19 protein-coding genes are annotated in these 20,221 nt (G+C 69.3%); 8 read left to right on the forward strand and 11 right to left on the reverse strand.

Features of this window, described 5'->3' with window-relative positions:
* Window positions 1-155: 155 nt before the first annotated feature.
* The 3 genes from M2157_RS46555 to M2157_RS49200 form a co-directional block, all read right to left on the reverse strand.
* Window positions 156-743 carry a hypothetical protein gene (locus tag M2157_RS46555; RefSeq protein WP_280868484.1) on the reverse strand — a complete coding sequence of 196 codons (588 nt, stop codon included), beginning with the start codon at window positions 741-743 and terminating at the stop codon, window positions 156-158.
* A gap of 666 nt (window positions 744-1,409) precedes the next feature.
* Complete coding sequence (locus M2157_RS46560; RefSeq protein ID WP_348541844.1) at window positions 1,410-1,817, reverse strand: hypothetical protein; 408 nt, start codon at window positions 1,815-1,817, stop codon at window positions 1,410-1,412.
* A gap of 417 nt (window positions 1,818-2,234) precedes the next feature.
* Complete coding sequence (locus M2157_RS49200) at window positions 2,235-2,384, reverse strand: hypothetical protein (RefSeq protein ID WP_348541845.1); 150 nt, start codon at window positions 2,382-2,384, stop codon at window positions 2,235-2,237.
* Window positions 2,385-2,806: 422 nt separating this feature from the next.
* Between M2157_RS49200 and M2157_RS46570 the strand changes: the two genes are divergently transcribed.
* Window positions 2,807-3,670, forward strand: a complete 864-nt coding sequence (locus M2157_RS46570) for a universal stress protein (RefSeq protein WP_280868486.1) — start codon at window positions 2,807-2,809, stop codon at window positions 3,668-3,670.
* Window positions 3,671-3,858: 188 nt separating this feature from the next.
* On the opposite strand, the gene M2157_RS46575 is transcribed toward M2157_RS46570, so the two are convergent.
* The 3 genes from M2157_RS46575 to M2157_RS46585 form a co-directional block, all read right to left on the reverse strand.
* Entirely contained in the window at window positions 3,859-4,818 is a 960-nt protein-coding gene (locus M2157_RS46575) for a sigma-70 family RNA polymerase sigma factor (RefSeq protein ID WP_280868487.1), read from the reverse strand.
* A 25-nt stretch (window positions 4,819-4,843) separates the two neighbouring features.
* Window positions 4,844-6,043 (reverse strand): FAD-dependent oxidoreductase, encoded by a 1,200-nt coding sequence (locus tag M2157_RS46580; RefSeq protein WP_280868489.1) that lies wholly within the window; start codon window positions 6,041-6,043, stop codon window positions 4,844-4,846.
* A 359-nt stretch (window positions 6,044-6,402) separates the two neighbouring features.
* Window positions 6,403-7,368 (reverse strand): DUF1152 domain-containing protein, encoded by a 966-nt coding sequence (locus tag M2157_RS46585; RefSeq protein WP_280868490.1) that lies wholly within the window; start codon window positions 7,366-7,368, stop codon window positions 6,403-6,405.
* Between the two features lie 270 nt (window positions 7,369-7,638).
* Here M2157_RS46585 and M2157_RS46590 point away from each other — a divergent pair, with 270 nt between their 5' ends.
* The 4 genes from M2157_RS46590 (at window position 7,639) to M2157_RS46605 (ending at window position 12,076) form a co-directional block, all read left to right on the forward strand.
* Window positions 7,639-8,163 carry a PadR family transcriptional regulator gene (locus M2157_RS46590; protein WP_059209554.1) on the forward strand — a complete coding sequence of 175 codons (525 nt, stop codon included), beginning with the start codon at window positions 7,639-7,641 and terminating at the stop codon, window positions 8,161-8,163.
* Window positions 8,160-8,858: an ABC transporter ATP-binding protein gene (locus tag M2157_RS46595; protein WP_280859442.1), complete on the forward strand. Its 699-nt coding sequence runs from the start codon at window positions 8,160-8,162 to the stop codon at window positions 8,856-8,858. The genes M2157_RS46590 and M2157_RS46595 overlap by 4 nt, the downstream gene beginning before the upstream one ends.
* Window positions 8,855-11,152 (forward strand): FtsX-like permease family protein, encoded by a 2,298-nt coding sequence (locus M2157_RS46600; protein ID WP_280868492.1) that lies wholly within the window; start codon window positions 8,855-8,857, stop codon window positions 11,150-11,152. Before M2157_RS46595 ends, M2157_RS46600 begins: the two co-directional genes overlap by 4 nt.
* A 426-nt stretch (window positions 11,153-11,578) precedes the next feature.
* Complete coding sequence (locus M2157_RS46605) at window positions 11,579-12,076, forward strand: lamin tail domain-containing protein (RefSeq protein WP_280868493.1); 498 nt, start codon at window positions 11,579-11,581, stop codon at window positions 12,074-12,076.
* A gap of 225 nt (window positions 12,077-12,301) precedes the next feature.
* Here M2157_RS46605 and M2157_RS46610 read toward each other — a convergent pair whose 3' ends face one another.
* Window positions 12,302-12,655 carry a hypothetical protein gene (locus M2157_RS46610; RefSeq protein WP_280859440.1) on the reverse strand — a complete coding sequence of 118 codons (354 nt, stop codon included), beginning with the start codon at window positions 12,653-12,655 and terminating at the stop codon, window positions 12,302-12,304.
* Window positions 12,656-12,946: 291 nt separating this feature from the next.
* Here M2157_RS46610 and M2157_RS46615 point away from each other — a divergent pair, with 291 nt between their 5' ends.
* The gene (locus tag M2157_RS46615) at window positions 12,947-13,885 is read left to right on the forward strand and encodes an RIO1 family regulatory kinase/ATPase (protein WP_280868494.1); all 939 of its coding nucleotides are present in this window, start codon (window positions 12,947-12,949) and stop codon (window positions 13,883-13,885) included.
* Between the two features lie 566 nt (window positions 13,886-14,451).
* Here M2157_RS46615 and M2157_RS46620 read toward each other — a convergent pair.
* Complete coding sequence (locus M2157_RS46620; protein WP_280859438.1) at window positions 14,452-15,267, reverse strand: SAM-dependent methyltransferase; 816 nt, start codon at window positions 15,265-15,267, stop codon at window positions 14,452-14,454.
* 174 nt (window positions 15,268-15,441) lie between these two features.
* On the opposite strand from M2157_RS46620, the gene M2157_RS46625 reads away from it, so the two are divergent.
* Complete coding sequence (locus M2157_RS46625) at window positions 15,442-16,047, forward strand: hypothetical protein (RefSeq protein ID WP_280859437.1); 606 nt, start codon at window positions 15,442-15,444, stop codon at window positions 16,045-16,047.
* A 151-nt stretch (window positions 16,048-16,198) separates the two neighbouring features.
* Here the strand turns inward: M2157_RS46625 and M2157_RS46630 are convergent, their stop codons facing one another.
* The 3 genes from M2157_RS46630 to M2157_RS46640 form a co-directional block, all read right to left on the reverse strand.
* Window positions 16,199-17,443: an MFS transporter gene (locus tag M2157_RS46630; protein WP_280868496.1), complete on the reverse strand. Its 1,245-nt coding sequence runs from the start codon at window positions 17,441-17,443 to the stop codon at window positions 16,199-16,201.
* A complete protein-coding gene (locus M2157_RS46635) occupies window positions 17,440-17,724 on the reverse strand; it encodes a hypothetical protein (RefSeq protein ID WP_280859435.1) in 285 nt (94 codons plus the stop codon). The genes M2157_RS46630 and M2157_RS46635 overlap by 4 nt, the downstream gene beginning before the upstream one ends.
* An 827-nt stretch (window positions 17,725-18,551) precedes the next feature.
* A complete protein-coding gene (locus M2157_RS46640) occupies window positions 18,552-18,713 on the reverse strand; it encodes a hypothetical protein (RefSeq protein ID WP_280868497.1) in 162 nt (53 codons plus the stop codon).
* Between the two features lie 188 nt (window positions 18,714-18,901).
* Here M2157_RS46640 and M2157_RS46645 point away from each other — a divergent pair, with 188 nt between their 5' ends.
* Window positions 18,902-20,083 carry an ROK family transcriptional regulator gene (locus tag M2157_RS46645; protein ID WP_280868498.1) on the forward strand — a complete coding sequence of 394 codons (1,182 nt, stop codon included), beginning with the start codon at window positions 18,902-18,904 and terminating at the stop codon, window positions 20,081-20,083.
* Window positions 20,084-20,221: the final 138 nt, after the last annotated feature.

The following is a 20,221-nucleotide window of genomic DNA, read 5'->3' on the forward strand; positions in this document are numbered from 1 at the left end:
ATGTATATACGCCGTGTGGGGTGGTGGCAAGTGTTCTCGCGCGGTGACATTCATCCGAGGCGCGATCGGGCAGACGTACCACCCGGCCCAGCCAGTCGAGCGTCCGCCTCTTGCCCAGGACCTCGCTGTATTCAGCTCTCCAGGGGGCGTTGCCCTTATCGTGTGTCACGGGAGCCCTTGCAACCGGCGACTTGTTGGCGAGCATCCGGCGCCCCGTGACCCGGGACGGCGGGCGTGCGTTCGCCACGAGCCCCGGTCGGGACGGTGCCTGGGAACTCGCGCACCAGGTCGGCGAACGCGTGGGGCGTCTCGGTCTGAGGTATGTGACCCACGCCCGCGAACAGATGGCTGGACGCACCAGGCAGGCAGCGTCGAGCCTCGTCGAGGTGGTGGTACGGCAGGACGCGGTCCTGATCGCCCCACACCACCAGGCTCGGCTCGTCCGCGGCGACCTTCCGCAGGAGCGACTCGCGCCACCGGGACCCGATTCCGCGTCGGGCAGAGGCGAGTCCCTGCCCGGTCTCCCACACGACCTGAACCGTGCCGGGCTGGGCGGCGATCGCCAGAGCGTGCTTGATGCGCATCGGCGTCGCAAGGTCAGGATTGGCGAAGTTCAGGTGCTCGATCATGCGGATGCCCGACGGTGTCACCCGGCGGCTCATCGCCCGTCCCGGCACCGGCACGGTAAGCAGGCGAAGCCGCAGAGCGACCTCCTTGCCGAAGCCGGCACCGTTGACCAGCACCGGATCGCGGCCCGTGCGGACTGCAGTGCGGCTATCTGCTGGGCCACGGCTCCGCCCAGCGAGTTGCCGATCACGTGCAGGGGCCGGACCGGAGCTCGCCGACAGCGTTCACCGAGGCGAGAGCACCCCTGGCGAGGTGCAGGCGTCCGCCCGCGGAAGCCTGACCCGGGCAGGTCGAGCGCGATGACCCGGTACGTCTGGCGAGAGCCTGGCGAACTGCCGTGCAGGTGCAGGTGCAGGTGCAGGTGCAGGTGCAGGATCGGCTCGTGCGAGGGATCGCCCTCGACGCGGTCGCCGGTCCGGCCCCTGCACGTCGATCATGACGGGGGTGCTCATGCCGAGGCCACCAGTTGCGCTGCCCCGACCGTCGAGAAGACCAGGGCCGACGGATCCGCGATCGGGTCCCGCGCGAGCAGCTGGCGATCGAGGTTGTAGTCCTGGGTCACGGCCCACGGCCTTGACGTGCCCCGCTGCGGGAAAAGTGCATAGGTGAAGTAACCGTGACGATCCATGGGGGCCAGGAACCAGCAGAGCCACGGTCTCGCCGTCGACGCGCAGAGGATCCGGCCGAACGGCGACCATCGTGATTTCGTACAGACGGATGGTTGTCGCTTAGGACATCGGTCTCGTGTTTTCGGTTTCTGGCCGGCCCTACGTCCCCGTCCGTCACGGACGGAAGCGTGCGGACCACCCGGGTTCCACCAGACCCCATTCGGCGTCCCATTGCGCGTACCTTCTCCGGTCCAGGACCAGGCGCATGCCCGCCCAGGCCGCATAGGATCCGCCGGCCACGCCGAGCGCCGCCATACCGCCCACCAGCCAGCCACTGGTCGTCGCGTTGATCGTGGTCGTCGGCGGATCGGTGACTTGTCCGTCGCGGGTCACCCACACACGTACGGCAGAGCCCTTGGGAGTTCCCGGCCTCACCAGGGCCGCACCCGTCCGCACGACACCGTCGACGTCGGTCCAGCGAACCGGTGCCGGTCGCTTCGCCCAGTCGCCACCCTCAGCGGTCGACGTCAGCCGGGCGGTGACCTGGTGCCGTTCCGCTGCCTGGGTCCGCACAGTGTGCATCGACGCTTCGTACGCTGTCCGTCCCGCGCTGACGGCGGCTGCCGGCAGCCCGAGGACCAGAACGACCATCAGAACTCGGCGCATCCAGCACTCGAACCTGTCGGACGCACGCCTCAGGGAGTTCCCGCCCTTGGCCGCGTGATCGCCGCGCCTCGGCGGCGGACCGGGTGTGTACGGCGAACCTTGTGTGCTCATGACCCGCCTTCCAACAATTTGCCAGCCGTCCCCCACCATCTGCTCCCACCGTCGAACGGCGGCGGGATCGGGGCACAGGGCCGAAGATCCCTGCCGGGCCGGCTTTCGGTCCCCGTCCACCGGTGGCCGAAACGGTCCAGCCCCGCAGGCCGCGGTCGCGTCGGTCATATCTGGGAACGACCGCGACGGGGCACGGCGCGTGATGCAGCAGCGCGTGATTGATCAGACCCAGTCGTAGCCCGGGTCCCCCTTTCTTCTGCGTGCGCCGACGACCAGCAGGTCCGCGGCCGACGCGGCCTCCAGCAGTGTTCGGCGCACCGGACACCGGGCGGCCACGGCCAGGTTGACCGAGGGTAGCGGCGGCGTTCTCATGCAGCACCTCGCTCGACAACTGCACCGTGGGATGTCCTTCCCCGGCGCGCTCCGAGGCGGCACTGATCAGGTCGGAAGGCTCGTGATCACCGGCAGCCGTATGCGCGAGGTGGAGTGAGGGACTGTGCCGGGCCGCCTCGGCCGTGGGCCGGTCCACGGCCTCCGGGCTCGATTCGGATCCGTCGATGCCGACCACCAAGGGAATCGCCACCGGACCTGTCTCCTCTCGGGGCGGGTGCCACGTGCCTGCCTTGCCTCCCCTCTACGGTTCCGCATGCGCCGGGGAGGATATTGGGGTACTCCTCGAAGTAGAGAAGCACCGCGCTCGGCATGTCGGCGACGTCCGGAGCAAGCACTCCATCGGACTCGTGCATCGTCACCCACCGTCGTATCCAGTTTCGTACGAGACGGAGGCCGCCGCCATGCAGCCAGTCATCACCGTGGGCCTGGACGGTTCACCCGAGAGCCTCGCCGCCGCCCGCTGGGCCGCCGACGAGGCCGACAAGCGCAAACTCACGCTGCGCCTGCTGCACGCGTGGCCACTGCTGGCGCCGGAACCGGCCCGCGTCCCTTCGGAAGTCGATCAGAACTACTGGGCGAAGCGCTTCGTCCACACCGCGCGCGCGGAACTGGAATCCAGCCACCCGGGTCTGACCATCATCGGGAGCCTGGTGGCCGAGGACGCCCGGAAAGCCCTGCTCCAGGCGGCGTCGGAATCCGAGCTGATCGTGCTCGGCTCCCGGGGGCTGGACACCGTCGGAAGCTACTTCCTGGGTGACGTCAGCATGCCGGTCGTTGCGCGGACGGAGCGGCCGGTTGTCCTGATCCGCACCGGATACGGGACAGCGCAGCCGACGCCGGCGAGCCGTGTCGTCGTGGCTCTGAAACTCCACGGATCCAGCGACGAACTGCTCGACTTCGCCTTCCACACCGCTGCGGTCAGAGAGGTTCCGCTCCTGGCCGTGCACGGCCGAAGCGTGCCGCTCCACGCGCGCGTGCCCTGGGGCGTGGACCACGCCGTCAGCGAAGAGATGACACGGGACGCGCAGCAGGAGTTGGGCACGGCCCTCCACCGCTGGCGCGAGAAGTACCCACAGGTGGACGCGGCCCACGCCATCCGGCTCGAGACTCCCGCGAAGGCCGTCGTGCATGCCGCGGAAGGCGCGGCGCTGCTCGTCGTCGGCCGGCGCACACACCGGCACGACATGGCACCCCACCTGGGCCACGTAACGCATGCTGCCATCCATCACGGGCGCTGCCCCGTCGCCGTCGTCCCTCATGGCTGAGCCCGGCCACCTGACAGCCGTACGCCCACGGGGCACTGGCCAGGCCCCGGGCTTCCGCCGCCCTTGCATGGAGCCGGACCGACGGGAGACGCAGGACGATTTCGTCATCCGATCAGCGGCCACGCTGAGAAGGCTCAGTGATCACCTATGAAACGCGGGTACTGCGCCTGGCAGACGTCGGCGTCGGGTCACCACTGAGTGATGAGAGGCGTGTCCGGTCCGCGCTGCCGCCAGGCTTCGGTGAGGCGGACGAGGCGGGTGGGGGCGGCGATGCCGCGCACGGTTGCGATCTTGCCGTCGGTGACGTCGAACGTCACGGTGCCTACGACCTGGTCTCCGAGCACGAAGAGGATGGCGGGGGAGTCGTTGACGAGCGCGTAGTGGACGGCGGGCGTGCCGCCGACGAGTCGCCGTTTCGCGGGTGTGGGCTTGAATCCGGCCCGTGCGATGGCGGCGATGCGCGCGGGAGTGTCGTACTGCAGCAGCGTCTTGGCCAGGCCGGCGCCGTTGGAGTCGGCGATCGCGATCGCGTCGTCGGTGAGCAGCGCCACGAGCCGTTCAATACGGCCGGAGGTGGCAGCGGCGAGGAATTCCTCGACGATGCCGCGGGCGGACGCCGGGTCGACTTCGCCGCCGCGGCGGCGCGCGGCGGTGATGCGGTGCCGGGCCCGGTGGAGGTGCTGCTGGCTTGCGGACTCGGTGATGTCGAGGATGTCGGCGATCTCGGCGTGGCTGTAGGAGAACGCTTCGCGCAGGAGGTAGACGGCCCGCTCGACGGGTGACAGGCGCTCCATGAGGGTCAGCATGGCCAGAGAGACCGATTCGCGCTGCTCGAACGTGTCGGCCGGGCCGAGCATCGGGTCCCCGTCGAGTAGCGGTTCGGGCAGCCATGCGCCGACGGTGCGTTCGCGGCGGGCCTGTGCCGAGCGGAGCCGGTCGAGGCACAGGTTGGTGATCACCTTGGTCAGCCATGCTTCCGGCACCTTGATCTGCTGCCGGTCGGCGGCCTGCCAATGCATGAACGCGTCCTGTACGGCGTCTTCGGCGTCGGTGGCGGAGCCCAGCAGCCGGTAGGCCAGCGAGGCCAGCCGGTTCCGGCTGGCCTCGAACTGGCTGGTGCCGAAGCGATCAATGGCGGTTGGGTCCACGTGGATCACCCTAAGTACCAGGCGGCTACGCGACCGCTTTTTCGGCGGATGCGTTCGGCGCGGCGGCAAGGGGGCGCTTGCGCTTGGGCAGGCCGAAGGTCGGGTGCGAGGTGGTCCAGAGCGACATCTTGACGATGCCCGTCTTGATCCGCGCGGCCTTCCGGCCGCCCACATACTTCGGCTTCGCCTGCCCTTCGGCATCGACCATCTGCAGGATCCCGTCCCGCTGCCCGAGGCTGATGTGGTTGCCCAGGTACTCCAGCCTGGTGTTCGCGATCTTGCGGCCGGTAAGGCGTCCCACGATCGAGGCCGTGGCCTGCATGCCGGTGTAGCCGGCCGAAGCGCACGACATCGGCAGCGGCCGACCGTTGTCGCCGATGGCGTAGGCACTGTCGCCGGCAGCGTAGACGTTCGGGTGCGAGACCGACTGCATGGTGCGATCGACGACGATCCGACCGTTCTCGGTGACCTCCAGCCCCCCGGCGGCGGCGATGGGGCTGACCGCGAACCCAGCCGTCCACACAGTCGCGTCGGACGCCAGGGCAGTGCCGTCGGTGAACAGCACTCGCGCCGCTTCGACGGCTTCGGCCTCGGTGTGCTCCAGGACTGTGATGCCCAGCCGGTCGCAGGCCCGGTGCAGGTGGCTGCGGGCTCCGGGGGAGAGTTGGGCGCCCAGCTCTCCGCGGGCGACCAGCGTCACCGACAGGCCGGGCCGGGACTCGGCGATCTCGGTGGCGGTCTCGATGCCGGTCAACCCGTCGCCGACGATCAGCACACTCCCGCCTTCGCCCCGCCCGCTCAGGCTGTCCAGACGCTCGCGCAGGCGCAGCGCGGAAGGCCGGCCGGCGACGTCGAAGGCGTGCTCGGTCACGCCGGGGACGCCGCGGGCGGTGACGCGGCTGCCGAGCGCGTAGAGAAGCGTGTCGTAGACGAGTTCACCGCCGCCGTCGGCGTCGGCCACGGCGACGGCCTGGCGCTCGGGGTCGACAGCGGTGACACTGGCGAGGCGCAGTCGTATCCCCGTGCCCGCGAAGACGTCGGTGAGCTGTGGAGCCGCGATCGCCCGGCCGGCCGCGAGCTGGTGCAGGCGCAGCCGCTGGACGAAGTCCGGCTCGGAGTTGACCACGGTGATCTCGGTGTCCGCCGGGGACAGCCGGCGGGCCAGGGTCCCGGCCACGTAGGCCCCGGCGTAGCCGGCACCGAGGACGACGATGCGGTGCTTCATGTGTCGCTCCTGTCTGTTCGCCTGTTCTCGGTGACTTGAGCGGAACAGCGGCCGGATTGCTGACAGGAACGGCATGTGGCATGGGTCACAGAGCGACGGGAGCGACCTCAGGATGCTCGCGACGCCGAGGCGGAGCAGGTGCAGACCGAGCGTGGGTAGGCGGCGGGTCCCGTATCAGTTCGAGGCCCGCATGGACATATCCGCCGGCGACTTCGACGGAAGGCAGTTGGTGTGGCGTGCCGTCTGGGCCTCGCTCTGCCAGGCCCGGCACGGCACCTTGAGGCCGGGTTTGGTTGTGAGCTGTCGACCGCTGACTTGTTTGTGTCCGCGGGTGTTGAGCAGACTCGGGCGGAGGAAGCTCAGTGCGGGAATGCCCGCGGCGGACGCTGACGGGGCAGAGTGGCGCGGAAATCCTCGATCACGGAACTCACCTGTCGCATCAGCGAAGTCCGTTCCAGCAGACCGAGGTAGAGATTGCGGCGGGCCAATCCAGGCAGGTCCACACAGAAGTACAGTGCCATCAGCGGGTTCACGAACAACTCGCCGTCCTTGGTCCTTTCCGTGAACCGGACATCGCCGAAGTCACCGCGCACGGCGGCGGCGACGGATCCGTTCACGATGCTCGGGTGGCTCGCGGTGTGGCGCTGGGCGTGCGCTACCGCGTCGAGATAGAGCGCGCCCTCCCGCGACGCCCCGAGCAGCGAGAACGCCCCGAGATAGGCGCCGTCCCGGTCCAGGGCGGCCAGGTTCTCCAGTACGAGCGAGTGGTTCACGCCGTGATAGGCGTCCACTCCGAAGCCGAGGCAGGCCACCAGCCGATGCGGGATTTCGTCGAGCCCGCTCACGGCGGCCAGGCTCGCCATGTCCTCCTCCGGGGTGCCGAGACCGTGCTCGTCGCCGCGCATCAGGATGTCGGTCCCGCCGTCCACCAGTACGATCGCGTCGACACCGCCGAGATGCGTGATCAGCGTCCGGTAGGCCGCCCGCAGCGGACCGACCCCGATGCTCGGGAACGCGTACACGGTCGACGGCAGATCCTGCGTCGCGAGCCACTGGGCGAGCGTCCGTTCGGGAAAGTAGTCGCCGCGCAGGGGGGTTTCGGGCCCGACGGCCGCGACGTCCTGGTCCACCCACACATCGAGGTCCAGGCCGTACAGATCGGCGAAGGACAGGTTGGCGAGGTACACCTCCTTGCCCGCGGACCGCAGCGCGAGTGCGAGCGGCAGCCCGGCATACACGTCGAAGCCGCCGCCCGCACCGGCGATGAGTACCCGTCGCGCGCCGCGCAGGCGGGTGAAGAACGCAGGTTCCCCCAGAGAGATCACCGCAGGACGGTACTGCACTTGATCGGGCGATGTCGGTGAATCACCTGACAGGTGAGGAGGGTGGATCCAGTAGATCTGGCGCGTGAATGACGCCACACCCGAGGATGACGAGCCCAACAGCTTCGTCGAGAACTCGAAGAACCTGTCGCCCATCTCTCATCTTCGGTCCGCATCTGCTGACCGGCCGTCGCTGTCTGAAGTGATCCCGGCCCGGTATCGGGTCGAGCTGCACGTTGACGCCCACTAGATACTGAGTGTAGATACTGAGGTATGACAGTCCCTCTGGCACTTCTCGGACTCCTTGAACGGGAGTCGAGCCACGGCTACGACCTCAAGCGCGACTACGACACCTATTTCGGCCGGGGCAAACCGTTGCCCGCCGGGCAGGTCTACTCGACCCTGGGGCGCCTCGCCCGTGACGGCAAGGTCGAGGTGGGTGAGACAGGGCCCGGTTCGGGGCCGGACCGCAAGCGCTACGTGATCACCGAGCTCGGCGTCACGCAGGTCGAGAGTTGGCTGACCGAGCCGGTCGCGGGTGAACCGCACCTGCAGACCGTGCTGTTCACCAAGGTCGTACTCGCGGTGCTGCTCGAGCGCGACCCCCGCGTGTACCTCGACATCCAGCGCGCCGCCCACATGGAGCGGATGAGGGAGCTGACCGAACTGCGCCGGACCGGCAGCACGATCGACTCGCTGCTGGCCGATCACGGCGTGTTCCACCTGGAGGCCGATCTGCGGTGGATGGACCAGACCGTGGCCCGGCTCGCCGCTCTGACAGCGGAGGTGCGTTCATGAGTTCGGACGATGGCTTCCTGGTGGAAGCGCGCGATGTTGTCCTGTCGTTCGGGAAGACACCCGCACTTCAGGGAGCGAACCTCTCCGCCCGCGCCGGCGAGATCCTCGCCGTCACCGGCCCGAGCGGCTCCGGCAAGTCCACCCTGCTGCACTGCCTGGCCGGGATCCTCGTCCCCGACTCCGGCGAGATCTGGTTCGACGGCCGCCGTATCGACACCCAGGGCGAGCCCGAACGCAGCACGCTGCGCCGGGACCGGTTCGGTTTCGTCTTCCAGTTCGGTCAGCTCGTCCCCGAGCTGACCGCCGAGGAGAACGTCGCACTGCCGCTGCTGCTGGCCAAGTCCCGCAGGGCGAGCGCGCTGGCCGAGGCCCGATCGTGGTTCGGGCGGCTCGGCCTGGACGGTCTCGAGGGGCGCCGGTCCGGCGAACTCTCCGGCGGACAGGCACAGCGTGTCGCACTGGCCCGCGCCCTGGTCTCCCGGCCCAAGGTGCTGTTCGCCGACGAGCCGACCGGGTCACTCGACTCGCTCACCGGCGAGCACGTGATGGACCTGCTGGTCGCCTCCGTACGGGAGGAGGGCACCACCGTCGTCCTCGTCACCCACGAGCCGCGGGTGGCCGCCTTCGCGAAGCGCGAAGTCATCGTCCGCGACGGCAAGGTGACGCCGCTGTTCGTCGAACGGCTCACCTCGTGATCCGCCTCGGCCTGCGCCTCACCGTGAGCGGCGGCAGGGAGGCCGCCGCCCGCCTGGCCGTCATCGCGGCCGCCGTCGCCCTGGGCGTCGGTTTGCTGCTGAGCATCCTGGCGGCCATCAACGCCACCGCCACCCAAAACAGCCGCAACGCCTGGCTCAACACCGGCTCCGGCACCACGACATCGAGCCAGTCGGCGGCGAAGGCGGAGACCGAGCCGCTGTGGTGGCTGCTTCGGGCGGACCACTTCGACGGCAAAACCATCGGCCGCGTCGACGTAGCCGCCACCGGCCCGAACTCCCCGGTCCCACCGGGCCTTTCACGCCTTCCCGGACCAGGTGAGTACTACGCCTCACCGGCCCTGAGCAAGCTCCTCCACTCCACCCCGGCCGCCGAACTCGCCGACCGCTACCCCGGCCACCAGATCGGCACGGTCGGCAAGGCGGCGCTCCCGGGCCCCGACTCCCTGGTCATCGTCGTTGGCCACCACCCCGACCAGCTGGCGAAGCAGCACGACGCCACCCGGGTCACCTCGATCACCACCGTCGCCCCCAGCAGCTGCAACGGCACCAACTGCACGCTCAGGGCGGGCATCGACGACAGAGGCATCAAGCTCATCCTCTCCGTCGCGGGCACCGCCCTGATCTTCCCCGTGCTCATCCTCATCGGCACGGCGACCCGCCTGGCAGCCGCCCGCCGCGAGCAGCGCTTCGCCGCCATGCGCCTGGTGGGCGCCACACCGCGGCAGATCTCCATGATTTCGGCCGTCGAATCGACGGTCGCCGCGGTCCTCGGCACGGCCGTCGGCTTCGTCCTCTTCTACTTGTTGCGTCCGCAGTTGGCGGCGGTCAACCTCACGAGTACGCCGTACTTCACCGACGACCTCACGCTGCGGACCGGCGACATCCTGCTCGTCGCCGTCGCCGTCCCGGTGGGGGCGGCCATCGCCGCCCGGATCGCCCTGCGCCGCGTGCAGATCTCCCCGCTCGGGGTCACCCGGCGCATCACGCCGCGCCCGCCGCGTGCCTATCGCCTGATCCCCCTGGCCGCCGGCATCGCCGAACTCTCGTACACCATCGGCCGGGTGCCCAGGAACACCAACGGCCAGATCTGGGTCTTCGTCCCGGGAATCCTGCTGGTCCTGACCGGACTTGTCATCGCCGGCCCCTGGCTGACCATGGCCGGAGCCCGCCTCCTGGCCCGGCAGACCAGCCGCCCCGCGCTGCTCGTCGCGGGCCGGCGGCTCGCGGACGACCCGAAGGCCGGCTTCCGCGCGGTCAGCGGGCTGGTCCTCGCCCTGTGCGTCACCAGCGCGGCCGTCGGGATCATCGGCTCCCTGAACGCCGAGCGCAGCATCCCGCAGGCGGGCCGGACGGTTGGCGGCGCCTTGGACGCCAACTACGCCCGAGGCTTCAACTCAGCTACCGGGCGTCAGATCGGCAGCGTGCCCCCGCTCTCGAAGGCCGCGCTCTCCAACCTGAACTCCGTACCGGGCGTCAACGGCGTGCTGATGATCCACACAAACCCGCTCGGCACCACGGACCCGGCCTATCACGGCCCCCAAGACGCCGCGTCCCCGCCGATCGCCGGCCTGGCCTCGTGTACGGAACTCGCGAAGATGCCGGCCCACAGCGCATGCGCGTTTGGAGCCCAAGCGGCATCGGTCACCCAGAACTACGGCAGCCTCGGCACGTACTACTGGCAGGACTGGCCCTCGGCATGGCCCGCTGCCGACATCTCCGCCCAGCGACTCGCCCGCCTTCCCGTCCAGGAGATCGTCGTGGCCACCGACGGGTCGACTTCGGCGATCGAACGCGCGCGCACCATCCTCGCGAAAACGTATCCCGACCGCGACGCCCCTTGGACCGTCCGCGAGGACCATGCCCAAAGTGGCGCACAGCTCGCCGGATACCAGCAACTGGCCAATGTCGTCATCCTGGTCAGCTTCCCCATCGCCGGCTGCAGTCTGGCGGTGAGCGTGGCCGGGGGGCTGCGCGACCGTAAGCGCCCCTTCAGCCTGCTGCGGCTGACGGGCACACAGCTCGGGGTGCTGCGGCGGGTGGTCCTGCTGGAGAGCGCGGTCCCGCTCCTGGTGGTCGCCGTCGTGGCGATCGGGATGGGCTTCCTGGCCGCCCAGTTGTTCGTACAGGCACAGTTCAGGTACTCGATCCGGGCACCGGGAATCCAGTACTACGCGATCGTGCTCGCCGGGCTCGCCGCCTCGCTGGGTGTCATCGCGTCCACGATGCCGCTGCTCAGGCGGATCACGGGACCCGAAACGGCACGCAACGAGTAGGAGGAACGACGTACGGCACGAGCCGCTGCACCCCGCCTGTTCCAGCCTCGCAACCCCGTGTACGGGCAGATGAGCTGGAGGGCCTGTTACGCACTTTCGGGTGACGGGACGACGAGGGCTGGGGTGGCGTATTCCGTCGGTCGAAGGCGGGGGCCAAGGCGTATACGGGTCGGTGATCTGGTGTGGCGTCAACTTGGTGCGTACGCCGTATAAATGGACGATGCATCCAAGAGTCACAGCAATATGGACGAAGGGTAACGGAGGGCGCATATCGCGTTCACAACCTGCACAGGGCGGTCATGGTGTGGGTGTGCGGCCGACCGGCCGCCACCCGCACACCGCACCAGCCCGTTCCGCCGCCCTGTCAGGGGCCGGGAACAGGGCGGGTGCTCGTACAGCCCTGGGGGCTTTGTGTCTTCTTCCACGGTGACTGCCCGTCGTCTGTCCGCCGCCGTGTTGGCGGCCGCCGCGATCGTCGGGGCGGTGGCGCTGCCGGCGTCGGCGGCCGACCACGCCCGGCCCGACCGGACGAAGGTGGAGATCAGCGCGGTCCAGTACGACTCACCCGGCCGTGAGGACCGCTCGCGGCGCTCGCTGAACAAGGAGTGGGTGGAGCTCACCAACACCTCGCGGCGCACCGTCAACCTCGACGGCTGGACTCTGAAGAACGAGGACGGCGACACCTACACCTTCGACCACTACCGCCTCGAGGGCCGCGCCACGGTCCGCGTCCACACCGGCCGGGGCCACGACACCGACAGCGACCTCTACATGGACCGCCGCAACTACGTGTGGGACAACCACTCCGACACCGCCACCCTGCGCAACGACCACGACCGCTTCATCGACGACGAATCCTGGGGCCGCCACGGCGGTCGCCACCACGGCGGTGGCCACCGCCACGGTGGTGACCGCCACCACTGACCCCCCGGGCATCCGCCGCACCAGGTGATGCCCGCAGGGTGAGGCGACAGCGCCCCGACCGGCTTGCCCGGTCGGGGCCATCCGTCTTGTAGCCCCCACCGCTCTCGTCAGGGCTCGGGCGGACCGATGCGCACGGGGGCTTCCTGTCGCCGCCAGATGGACTGCATCGGGGTGGACTACGAGTCGTGTCTCGCGTGCCACCGAACAGGCCGGCGCTGACCGAGGTCAGCAGGCGATCCGGTCGTGGCAGCTGGTGAAGACGGGAGTGTCGTCGAGGGCGTCGGCCAGAGCGGTGCCGGCGATGGTCGCGACACCGACCGCCATGAAGAAGATGACGACCCGCAATTGCAGCGGTAGCGCGTCCCACCGGCGGCGCGCCCGCGACCGGGACTCCTGACGGATCGTGAACCCTGATACGGGGCGGCGCACGCGGAGTTGCCGGGCGTGCGCACTGTTCGGAAGGCACAGGCCGCCGTCAGGGTGCCCGGCGTCCTGGCCGTGCTGAATCGAGGTACGGATTTCGCGGCCCGCCTCGGCCCAGACATCGGCACCGCAGATCTTGCAGATGTACGCGGCCACGGCGCTCCCCCCGAGAGACGACGGGGTCAGCGTAGCGGTCGGCCCGAGAGCGCCCGGCCGGCATGATTTCGACTCCGGCCTGGAGGATCACGCCGGAAACCGACGGCACTGCTGGGGCCGCTCGACGCGGGCCGGCTTTATTCAGTTGCCGCGCCCCGTGCCCGACCCGCACCATGGGCGAGCCACCGGGAGCTGCCCGGTGCTCCACGAGAGGAGGCACGACCGTGAATACGACTGTCCTCGGCCTGCCCGCAGACCGCCTCCCTCTCGCCTCATGGAGCACCTCCAGCGATGTCTCACGACAATCTCTCGCAGCACCCTCAGTACCCGGCATTTCCTGACGCCTTCAGCACCGACGCCAACCGCTACGTCCCGCCGTCGGACGACCTGGGCGACATCGACGACCGGTTCGTCTTCGACTTCCGTGCCTACGACGACCTCGAGGACGGCCAGCGCTGGTCGACCTGGCTCAGCGTCGAACCACTCTCTCGAGGCCCCGAGCCACTGCCGGACTGGGTGGTGACCTCGCAGGGCGCGATCGACACCGAGCTCGGCATCCTCAAGACCGGCAAGGAAGCCGACGTTCACCTCGTCGAGCGCGCCGACCCGCTCGACCCCGACGGCGGGGTGGTCATGGCGGCCAAGCGGTACCGCTCTCCCGAGCACCGTTCCTTCCACCGCTCCGCCTCCTACACCGAGGGCCGTTCGATGAAGCGCTCACGTGACGAGCGGGCCGTCAAGCGCAAGAGCACCTTCGGCCGGCAGGTCGCGGCCGGCGAGTGGGCGGTGTCCGAGTGGGGTGCGCTGGTGCGGCTCTGGAATCTCGGGCTGCCGGTTCCCTACCCGGTCCAGATCGACGGCACCGAGATCCTGATGGAGTGGATCACTGTCGTCGACGAGGACGGTGCCGTGGCGACCGCGCCCCGGCTCGCCCAGGTCCGACCCTCCCCCGAGCTGCTGGCGGCGTACTTCGAGCAGCTGACCGATGCGCTCGCGACGATGGTGCAGAGCGGCATCGTGCACGGCGACCTCTCGGCGTACAACATCCTGGCGGCGGGCGAGCGGCTGGTCATCATCGACCTGCCACAGATCGTCGATCTGGTCGGCAACCTCAACGGGATGGACTTCCTCCAGCGGGACTGCGCCAACATCTGCGGCTGGTTCCGCTCGCGGGGCCTCGATGTCGATGAGCACGCGCTGTTCGCGGAGCTGATGGCGCACGCCTTCTGAACCGGGCGGGCCAGACCGTTTCCGACGGCTCTTGAACGGTCTCTGGGCGGTGACGAGCGAGCCCGACGCGACAGCCGGCGCCACACGAGCCACTCGTGTGGCGCCGGCTGGCCAGAGGCGCAGTGATCACCGGGTGCGCAGGGCGGGAAACTTGCCCGTCGCACGCAGGACGGAGGGGTGTGGGACCGCACCCACGCCGGGGCAGGGCTGCTCCACGCGCTGGACCTGTGCGCCTTGGCTGCCGTTCCCGAGCCGCCGGATGGTGCCAAGCGACGTGCATTCGCGGCGAGTTGACGGCAAGTAGGGTGCCGCGCCCCGGGGGAGTGGCAGGAATGGCCTTCGCGCTCTCTGACGGCGGCCACTTACGCGGCCGCCACCGCGGAGGAACCTCCCGCTGAGGCCGAGAGCCCGGAGCCGGCCACCGGATCTGCCGCGGCGACGGCGATGCCTCGTCCAGCCATGGGCGTTGCAGCACAGTACTTCGCCGAAGCGACTCCAGCTCTCGCTCCGAGCCTCGGCCTCCGCTGCGCCCGCGCCACCTCACAGCACGGCCGCACGGCGCGACGTCACGGCTTGCGGGCGAGCCCGCCGTGTTCGGCGATGACTTCCTGGGTCGGATCGGCGGCGTCGGGCCGCCAGTGGGGGACCGAGACGACACCGGGGTCCAGAAGCTCCAGGCCGTCGAAGAACGAGGTGATCTCGTCGAGGGTACGCAGGTTGTACGGCACGGCGCCGCTCTCGTTGTACGCGTCCTGGGCCTGCTCGAAGACCGGGTCGAAGCCTCGCGAACCGTCGTTGATGGAGAGGTAGCTGCCGGACGGCAGCGCTCCCATCAGGCGGGTGACGATGGAGCGTGCCTGGTCGTGGTCGGCGACGTGGCCCAGGATGTTGCTGAGGATCAGGGCGGTGGGCCGGCTGAAGTCCAGCGTGTCGGAAGCGGCCGCGAGGATGCGGTCCGGGTCCAGCACGTCGGCGTCGACATAGGCGGTCGCCCCTTCCGGCGTGGAGTAGAGCAGGGCTCGGGCGTGTGCCAGGACCATCGGGTCGTTGTCGACATAGACGATCCGGGTCTCGGGGGCGAGACGTTGGGCGACCTCGTGCGTGTTCTCGGCGGTCGGCAGGCCCGTTCCGACGTCCAGGAACTGTCGTATGCCCGCCTCGGCGACCAAGTACGTGATGTTGCGGCGCAGGAACGCACGGCTGCTGCGGGCGATGGTCACGATGCCGGGGAACACGGCGGTGTACGCGTCGCCGGCCTGCTCGTCGACGGGGTAGTTGTCCTTCCCGCCCAGCCAGTAGTTCCAGATACGGGCCGAGTGCGGCACCGAGGTGTCGATCTTCTGATGCGCCGCCGGTTCGGGCGTGGTGGCGTGGTCGGGCATGTCTACCGTCCGTCTTTCCGCTGAAGCGAGGAGTTCCGGTCACAACTTATGGCCCGACACCCGTGCTCCGTACGTCAGTTCACATATTCGGTGTGTCTGTGCGGGCCGGCTGGTCCGGCTTCTATCAGGGACACGCGGACCAGGTCGCCGTAGTGCTCATCCAGCGGTGTGCCGGTGCGACGGGCCATCGCCTGCCCGGATGGGCGCTCGCGCAAGTCAATAGGTCAGGATGTGCGCATGACACACAGCGCGCGTGCCCTGCTTTCTCTCCTTCTGCTGCCAGTGCTTCTCACTGGATGTGGCGCGGACAAGAAGAACGGGACGGCAGCCGCCGACCTCGACGCTGCCGCCCAGTCCTGGGGCGTCGCGCCGGAACTTGTCTATGTCACCGAGGTCTCCGGCTTCACGGTGTGGCAGCCGTCGGTCGGCGTGTACGGGGATGACGATTTCGCCGCCGTGTATCGGTCCGAGAATGATGCCGCCCCGTTCGGACTCTTCGTGGATCGCCTCACGCTGACAGCCGACAACTGCCCTGAGCAGCCGCTGGTCGAGGGGGCGACCGAGCGCGTCACCTGTGAGCACGACGGCGCGGTCTGGTACCGCAAGGCAGGCGACCACCACGAATACGCGGTGCCCCGCGACGGCGTGGTGATCCGGATCAGCGCTGACGCCGACAAGGTCGACCGCACCGTTCTACGCAAGGCAGCTGAGGCGGTCCACCGCCCGGACAACGCCGAACTGGCCGCGCTCCTGACCTCCACAAATGGCGCGGACACCTGAGCAGACGACAGCAGTCGCTCAGCTGCCCGCCGAACGAGCTCTGCTCGGTCGCGTTGATGGCCAGGGCCCAGCGGGCTTTGACGGTGATTCCTTCCGGTGGCGTAGGTGCAGCGGGTAGCCGGGCGCAGGTTGCTACCAGGTGGCCGGCCCCTCATGGTTCAAGGGATGCGTTGTCCCTCGTTCCATCACGGGCAGTGGTCTGGGATGACTCGTCGGGCATCCGATGGCTGAACAGCGCGGCGAGCGCCGTGACGGCAGCGAGAGCAACTGCCGTGGTGCGCGGTCCTGTGGCGTCGATGAGCTGGCCGCCGAGTGCTGCTCCGGCGGCCGATCCCAGGTTGTAGCCGGAACCGAGCCAGGCGTTGGCCTCGGCATGACGTGATGTGTGGATGCGTTCGTCCACCAGCAGATAGGCGATGACGAACAGGGGTGTCATGGGCAGGCCCACGCAGAAAGCCGCCAGGATCACCCAGGGGGAGGTGGCGCATGCGGCCAGGACGAGTGCGCCGGCGCCGAGTGCGAGCGTCGACGCGGTGTAGCGGAGTCGAAGCGAGGCCTTCCAGGTACGGCGGCCGTAGAGGAGCCCTCCTGCCAGGCCGCCCAGGGAGAACGCGGCGAAGGAGTAGCCGGAGGAAGTGACTCCGGAGAAGCCGGCGGTGGCTTGCGGGATGATGACGTTCAGTCCGCCGGCGCACAGCCCGAGAGTGATGATCGGTACGACGATTCCCTGGCCGACGGTGGAGCGGATGAGGGATCCCTGGCCGGGCGCCGAGTTCGAGCCGGAGGCCGTTTCCGCCTCGGCAGCCGGCAGGGCGTGGAGAAGGCGGCTCAGCCCCAGGGCGGCGAGCGGCAGGAGCGCCGCGCCGGCGACCAGCGTCCACGGGGGACTGGTCAGAGACATCCCAGCCGTGCCCAGGAGAGGGGCGACGATGAAGGTCACCTCCTCGATCGTCGAGTCGAGGGCGTGGACGCTCTGCAGGTGCTGCTTGTCCGGCATGAGCCGGGACCAGACGGCGCGCAGAGTCGGAGCCAGCGGAGGCAGCAGGGCTCCGGCCGCCGTGATCACCGTCAGAGGTACGGCCCACATGCGCAGGCTCAGTGTCGCCGCGCCGATGACGAACAGGGCGGCGCTGGCGGCGGACATCCCGATCAGTGCCCACGGACCTCGGCGTGCGCACCAGCGGGCGCGGGCCGGGCCCGGCAGAGCGATGGCGAGCATCAGCGCGCCCGAGGCGAGACCGGCGGCGCCGATACCGTGTCGCTGGGTGAAGGAGATCAGTACGGCGAAGGGGATCAGCCCTGATGCCAGGCGTGTGAGGATGCCCAGTGCGAGCACCGTCCTGGTCTGCGGCAGGGCCAGCGTGGCGCGGTAGCGGGGCGTGGCCGGGTCACTCACGAGACGGCTCCTGCCGATGGTGTTGCTGCGCTGAAGAGGGGAATCTCGCGCGCGCCGCCCCACTCGCACAACGTCTGCAGGGCGCTGTGCAGATGGTCGGGATCGTGTCCGTCGGCGACCTGCCAGCCCTCCACGTGGGCGTGGCCCTTGCTGACACGGACGGCAATGCGTCCGGTGGTCTCTGTACCGGCCAGCACCGGCATGCCGAAGTAGCCGCACTGGCGGGTGCGTGCCGGTTTGTAGGCCTCCAGGAGGTATTCGACCCCGAAGAGGCTCCGCACGGGGGCGGTGCCAGATGAGGGAGTCGAAGGGGGACAGCGGGGTGGTGGCGTCCTTGATGACCGCGGTCGTATGCAACTCCAGGTGTGACGCCCAGGCAGGTTCTGGCCACCCCTCGACGCGAGCGGGTTCCGCGTTTTCGAGTTCGCCCAGAGATACGGTGACCGTTTTGACCGGTAGGCGGAAGTAGTCGGCGATGTCACCGGCCGTGACGACGCCCAGGGCCCGCAGCGCCGTACGGGTGAGCGTTCTCACGCACTCGGCGGGGCTGAGGTCACGTTCGCGGAGATCCTGGGGGATCGCGGCCTCGGTCAGCTGGTAGAGGCGCTGCCAGCCCCGCCGGTTGACGCACGCGACCTCGCCGGTGGCCAGCAGCCACTCCAGCGCCCACTTGTGCACGGACGACCGCTCCCAGCCGCTGCCTTGGGCTCCGCCCAGATCGCTGATGATCACCGCCCCGCGCTTGGCCAGAACCGCCCGTACGTGATCACACGCGGCGGGATCGACCGTTGGACCGCTCCATCCGCGCGTCGCGTAGTGGCGGCGCCGGAACCCGAACAGCGGCCACAGTTCGAGCGGGATCAGCGACGCGGCGTGGGTCCAGTACTCGAAGAGGACCGGCGGATCGGCGTCGTCGATGAGCCGCCTTGCATCCGATGGCGCCCCCCGGGCGAGCTGCACGAGTTCGTGGGAGCGCCGTACCACGTTGATGGTGTCGAGCTGGATACAGCCCAGGGCCCGCAAGGTGGCCTGTGCATCCTGCGCGGGCGTGGACAGATGGAGGCCCTGGGCGCTGACGGCGACAGCCCGTGCCTCGCGCAGTGACAGCTCATGCACTGGCGTTCTCCGCCTCCGGTTCGGTTTCGTAAAGGCCTTTGGTCTGCAGGGAGTCAGCGTGCAGCAGGACGATCCGGGCAATGGGCTGGCCGCGTCGCACCGTGGTGGCCCGCGTCGGACGCACCGCGATACTGACGCCGTTGTCCTCTCCCATGCGGGCATAGTGCTCTCGGAGGCCGTCAACTTTGTCCTGTGTGTGGAAAAAGAGGGCCTGGATGCTGCACAAGTACTTCCCACTCTGGAAAATCGTTGTTACGTTCCTCTCCGAAAGCCTGACGACGCAGTCGGCGGAGACAGGCGTCCGGGGCCCAGTCGTGGGTGAGGGGAGGGATCGTGAGACGGATGACTGCTCGACCTGAGAACACTCATCAGGCGCGACTGCTTCGTCTGCTGCGTGACAACGGGTCCAACTCCCGTGCCCAGCTGGGTGATCTGGTGGACCTGTCCCGTTCGAAGCTGGCAGTCGAGGTTGACCGACTGCTGGAGACGGGGCTGGTCGTCGCGGACGGGCTGGCCCCGTCCCGGGGCGGCCGCCGGTCGCACAACATCCGGCTCGCGCCGACTCTGCGTTTCCTCGGTGTCGCCATCGGTGCCACCTCGATCGATGTCGCCGTGACGAATGCGGAGTTGGAGGTCCTGGGGCATCTGAACCATCCGATGGACGTCCGCGAGGGCCCGGTCGCGGTCTTCGAGCAAGTCCTGGCGATGGCGGCGAAGTTGAGGGCCTCGGGGCTCGCGGAGGGTTTCGACGGCGCCGGCATCGGCGTCCCGGGACCGGTCCGCTTCCCCGAGGGTGTTCCGGTGGCTCCGCCGATCATGCCGGGCTGGGACGGCTTTCCCGTGCGGGAGGCGCTCAGTCAGGAACTCGGCTGTCCGGTCATGGTCGACAACGACGTGAACCTGATGGCGATGGGGGAGATGCACGCGGGTGTCGCACGCTCCGTGGGTGACTTCCTCTGCGTGAAGATCGGTACCGGCATCGGCTGCGGCATCGTCGTCGGTGGTGAGGTCTACCGGGGTACCACCGGCAGTGCCGGCGACATCGGTCATATCCAGGTGGAACCGGAAGGCCGCGCGTGCGTGTGCGGCAACCGGGGCTGTCTGGAAGCCCACTTCAGCGGTGCCGCGCTCGCCGGTGACGCGGAGCAGGCCGCGCGTGAGGGCCGCTCGGCACACCTCGCCGCCCGGTTGGAGGCAGCCGGACGGCTGACGGCCGAGGATGTGTCGGCTGCGGCGGCGGCCGGGGACCCGGTGGCTCTGGAGCTGATCCGCGAGGGCGGAAAACGCCTGGGGCAGGTCATCGCAGGGCTCGTCAGTTTCTTCAATCCGGGACTGGTGGTGATCGGTGGCGGCGTGACCGGGCTCGGGCACACGTTGCTGGCCAGTGTCCGGACCCAGGTGTACCGGCAGTCGTTGCCGCTGGCCACGGGCAACTTGCCGCTCGTGCTGGGGGAGTTGGGACCGGCTGCCGGAGCGATCGGCGCGGCCCGGCTCATCAGCGACCACGTCTTCTCACCGGCCTGACCGACCGCTGCCTGACCCCGTCGGCATCGGTCGGCAGCGGATCACCACGTGCCCCAGTGCAACCCGGTGGCGCCACCAACCAAGCGCCGCCGCCACCAAGCATCAGCGCGACCTCCTTGGCGAACCCGCAACCCGGTG

Origin of the sequence: Streptomyces sp. SAI-127 (assembly GCF_029894425.1) — a bacterium.
Classification (GTDB): domain Bacteria; phylum Actinomycetota; class Actinomycetes; order Streptomycetales; family Streptomycetaceae; genus Streptomyces.

What these genes read in the sequence shown, in the direction of transcription:
- M2157_RS46620 (WP_280859438.1), bottom strand. Translation starts at nt 15,267, where the DNA reads ATGCCCGACCACGCCACCACGCCCGAACCGGCGGCGCATCAGAAGATC.
- M2157_RS46580 (WP_280868489.1), bottom strand. Translation starts at nt 6,043, where the DNA reads ATGAAGCACCGCATCGTCGTCCTCGGTGCCGGCTACGCCGGGGCCTAC.
- M2157_RS46590 (WP_059209554.1), top strand. Translation starts at nt 7,639, where the DNA reads ATGACAGTCCCTCTGGCACTTCTCGGACTCCTTGAACGGGAGTCGAGC.
- M2157_RS46560 (WP_348541844.1), bottom strand. Translation starts at nt 1,817, where the DNA reads ATGCACACTGTGCGGACCCAGGCAGCGGAACGGCACCAGGTCACCGCC.
- M2157_RS46595 (WP_280859442.1), top strand. Translation starts at nt 8,160, where the DNA reads ATGAGTTCGGACGATGGCTTCCTGGTGGAAGCGCGCGATGTTGTCCTG.
- M2157_RS49200 (WP_348541845.1), bottom strand. Translation starts at nt 2,384, where the DNA reads ATGAGAACGCCGCCGCTACCCTCGGTCAACCTGGCCGTGGCCGCCCGG.
- M2157_RS46640 (WP_280868497.1), bottom strand. Translation starts at nt 18,713, where the DNA reads ATGGGAGAGGACAACGGCGTCAGTATCGCGGTGCGTCCGACGCGGGCC.
- M2157_RS46615 (WP_280868494.1), top strand. Translation starts at nt 12,947, where the DNA reads ATGTCTCACGACAATCTCTCGCAGCACCCTCAGTACCCGGCATTTCCT.
- M2157_RS46570 (WP_280868486.1), top strand. Translation starts at nt 2,807, where the DNA reads ATGCAGCCAGTCATCACCGTGGGCCTGGACGGTTCACCCGAGAGCCTC.
- M2157_RS46645 (WP_280868498.1), top strand. Translation starts at nt 18,902, where the DNA reads ATGACTGCTCGACCTGAGAACACTCATCAGGCGCGACTGCTTCGTCTG.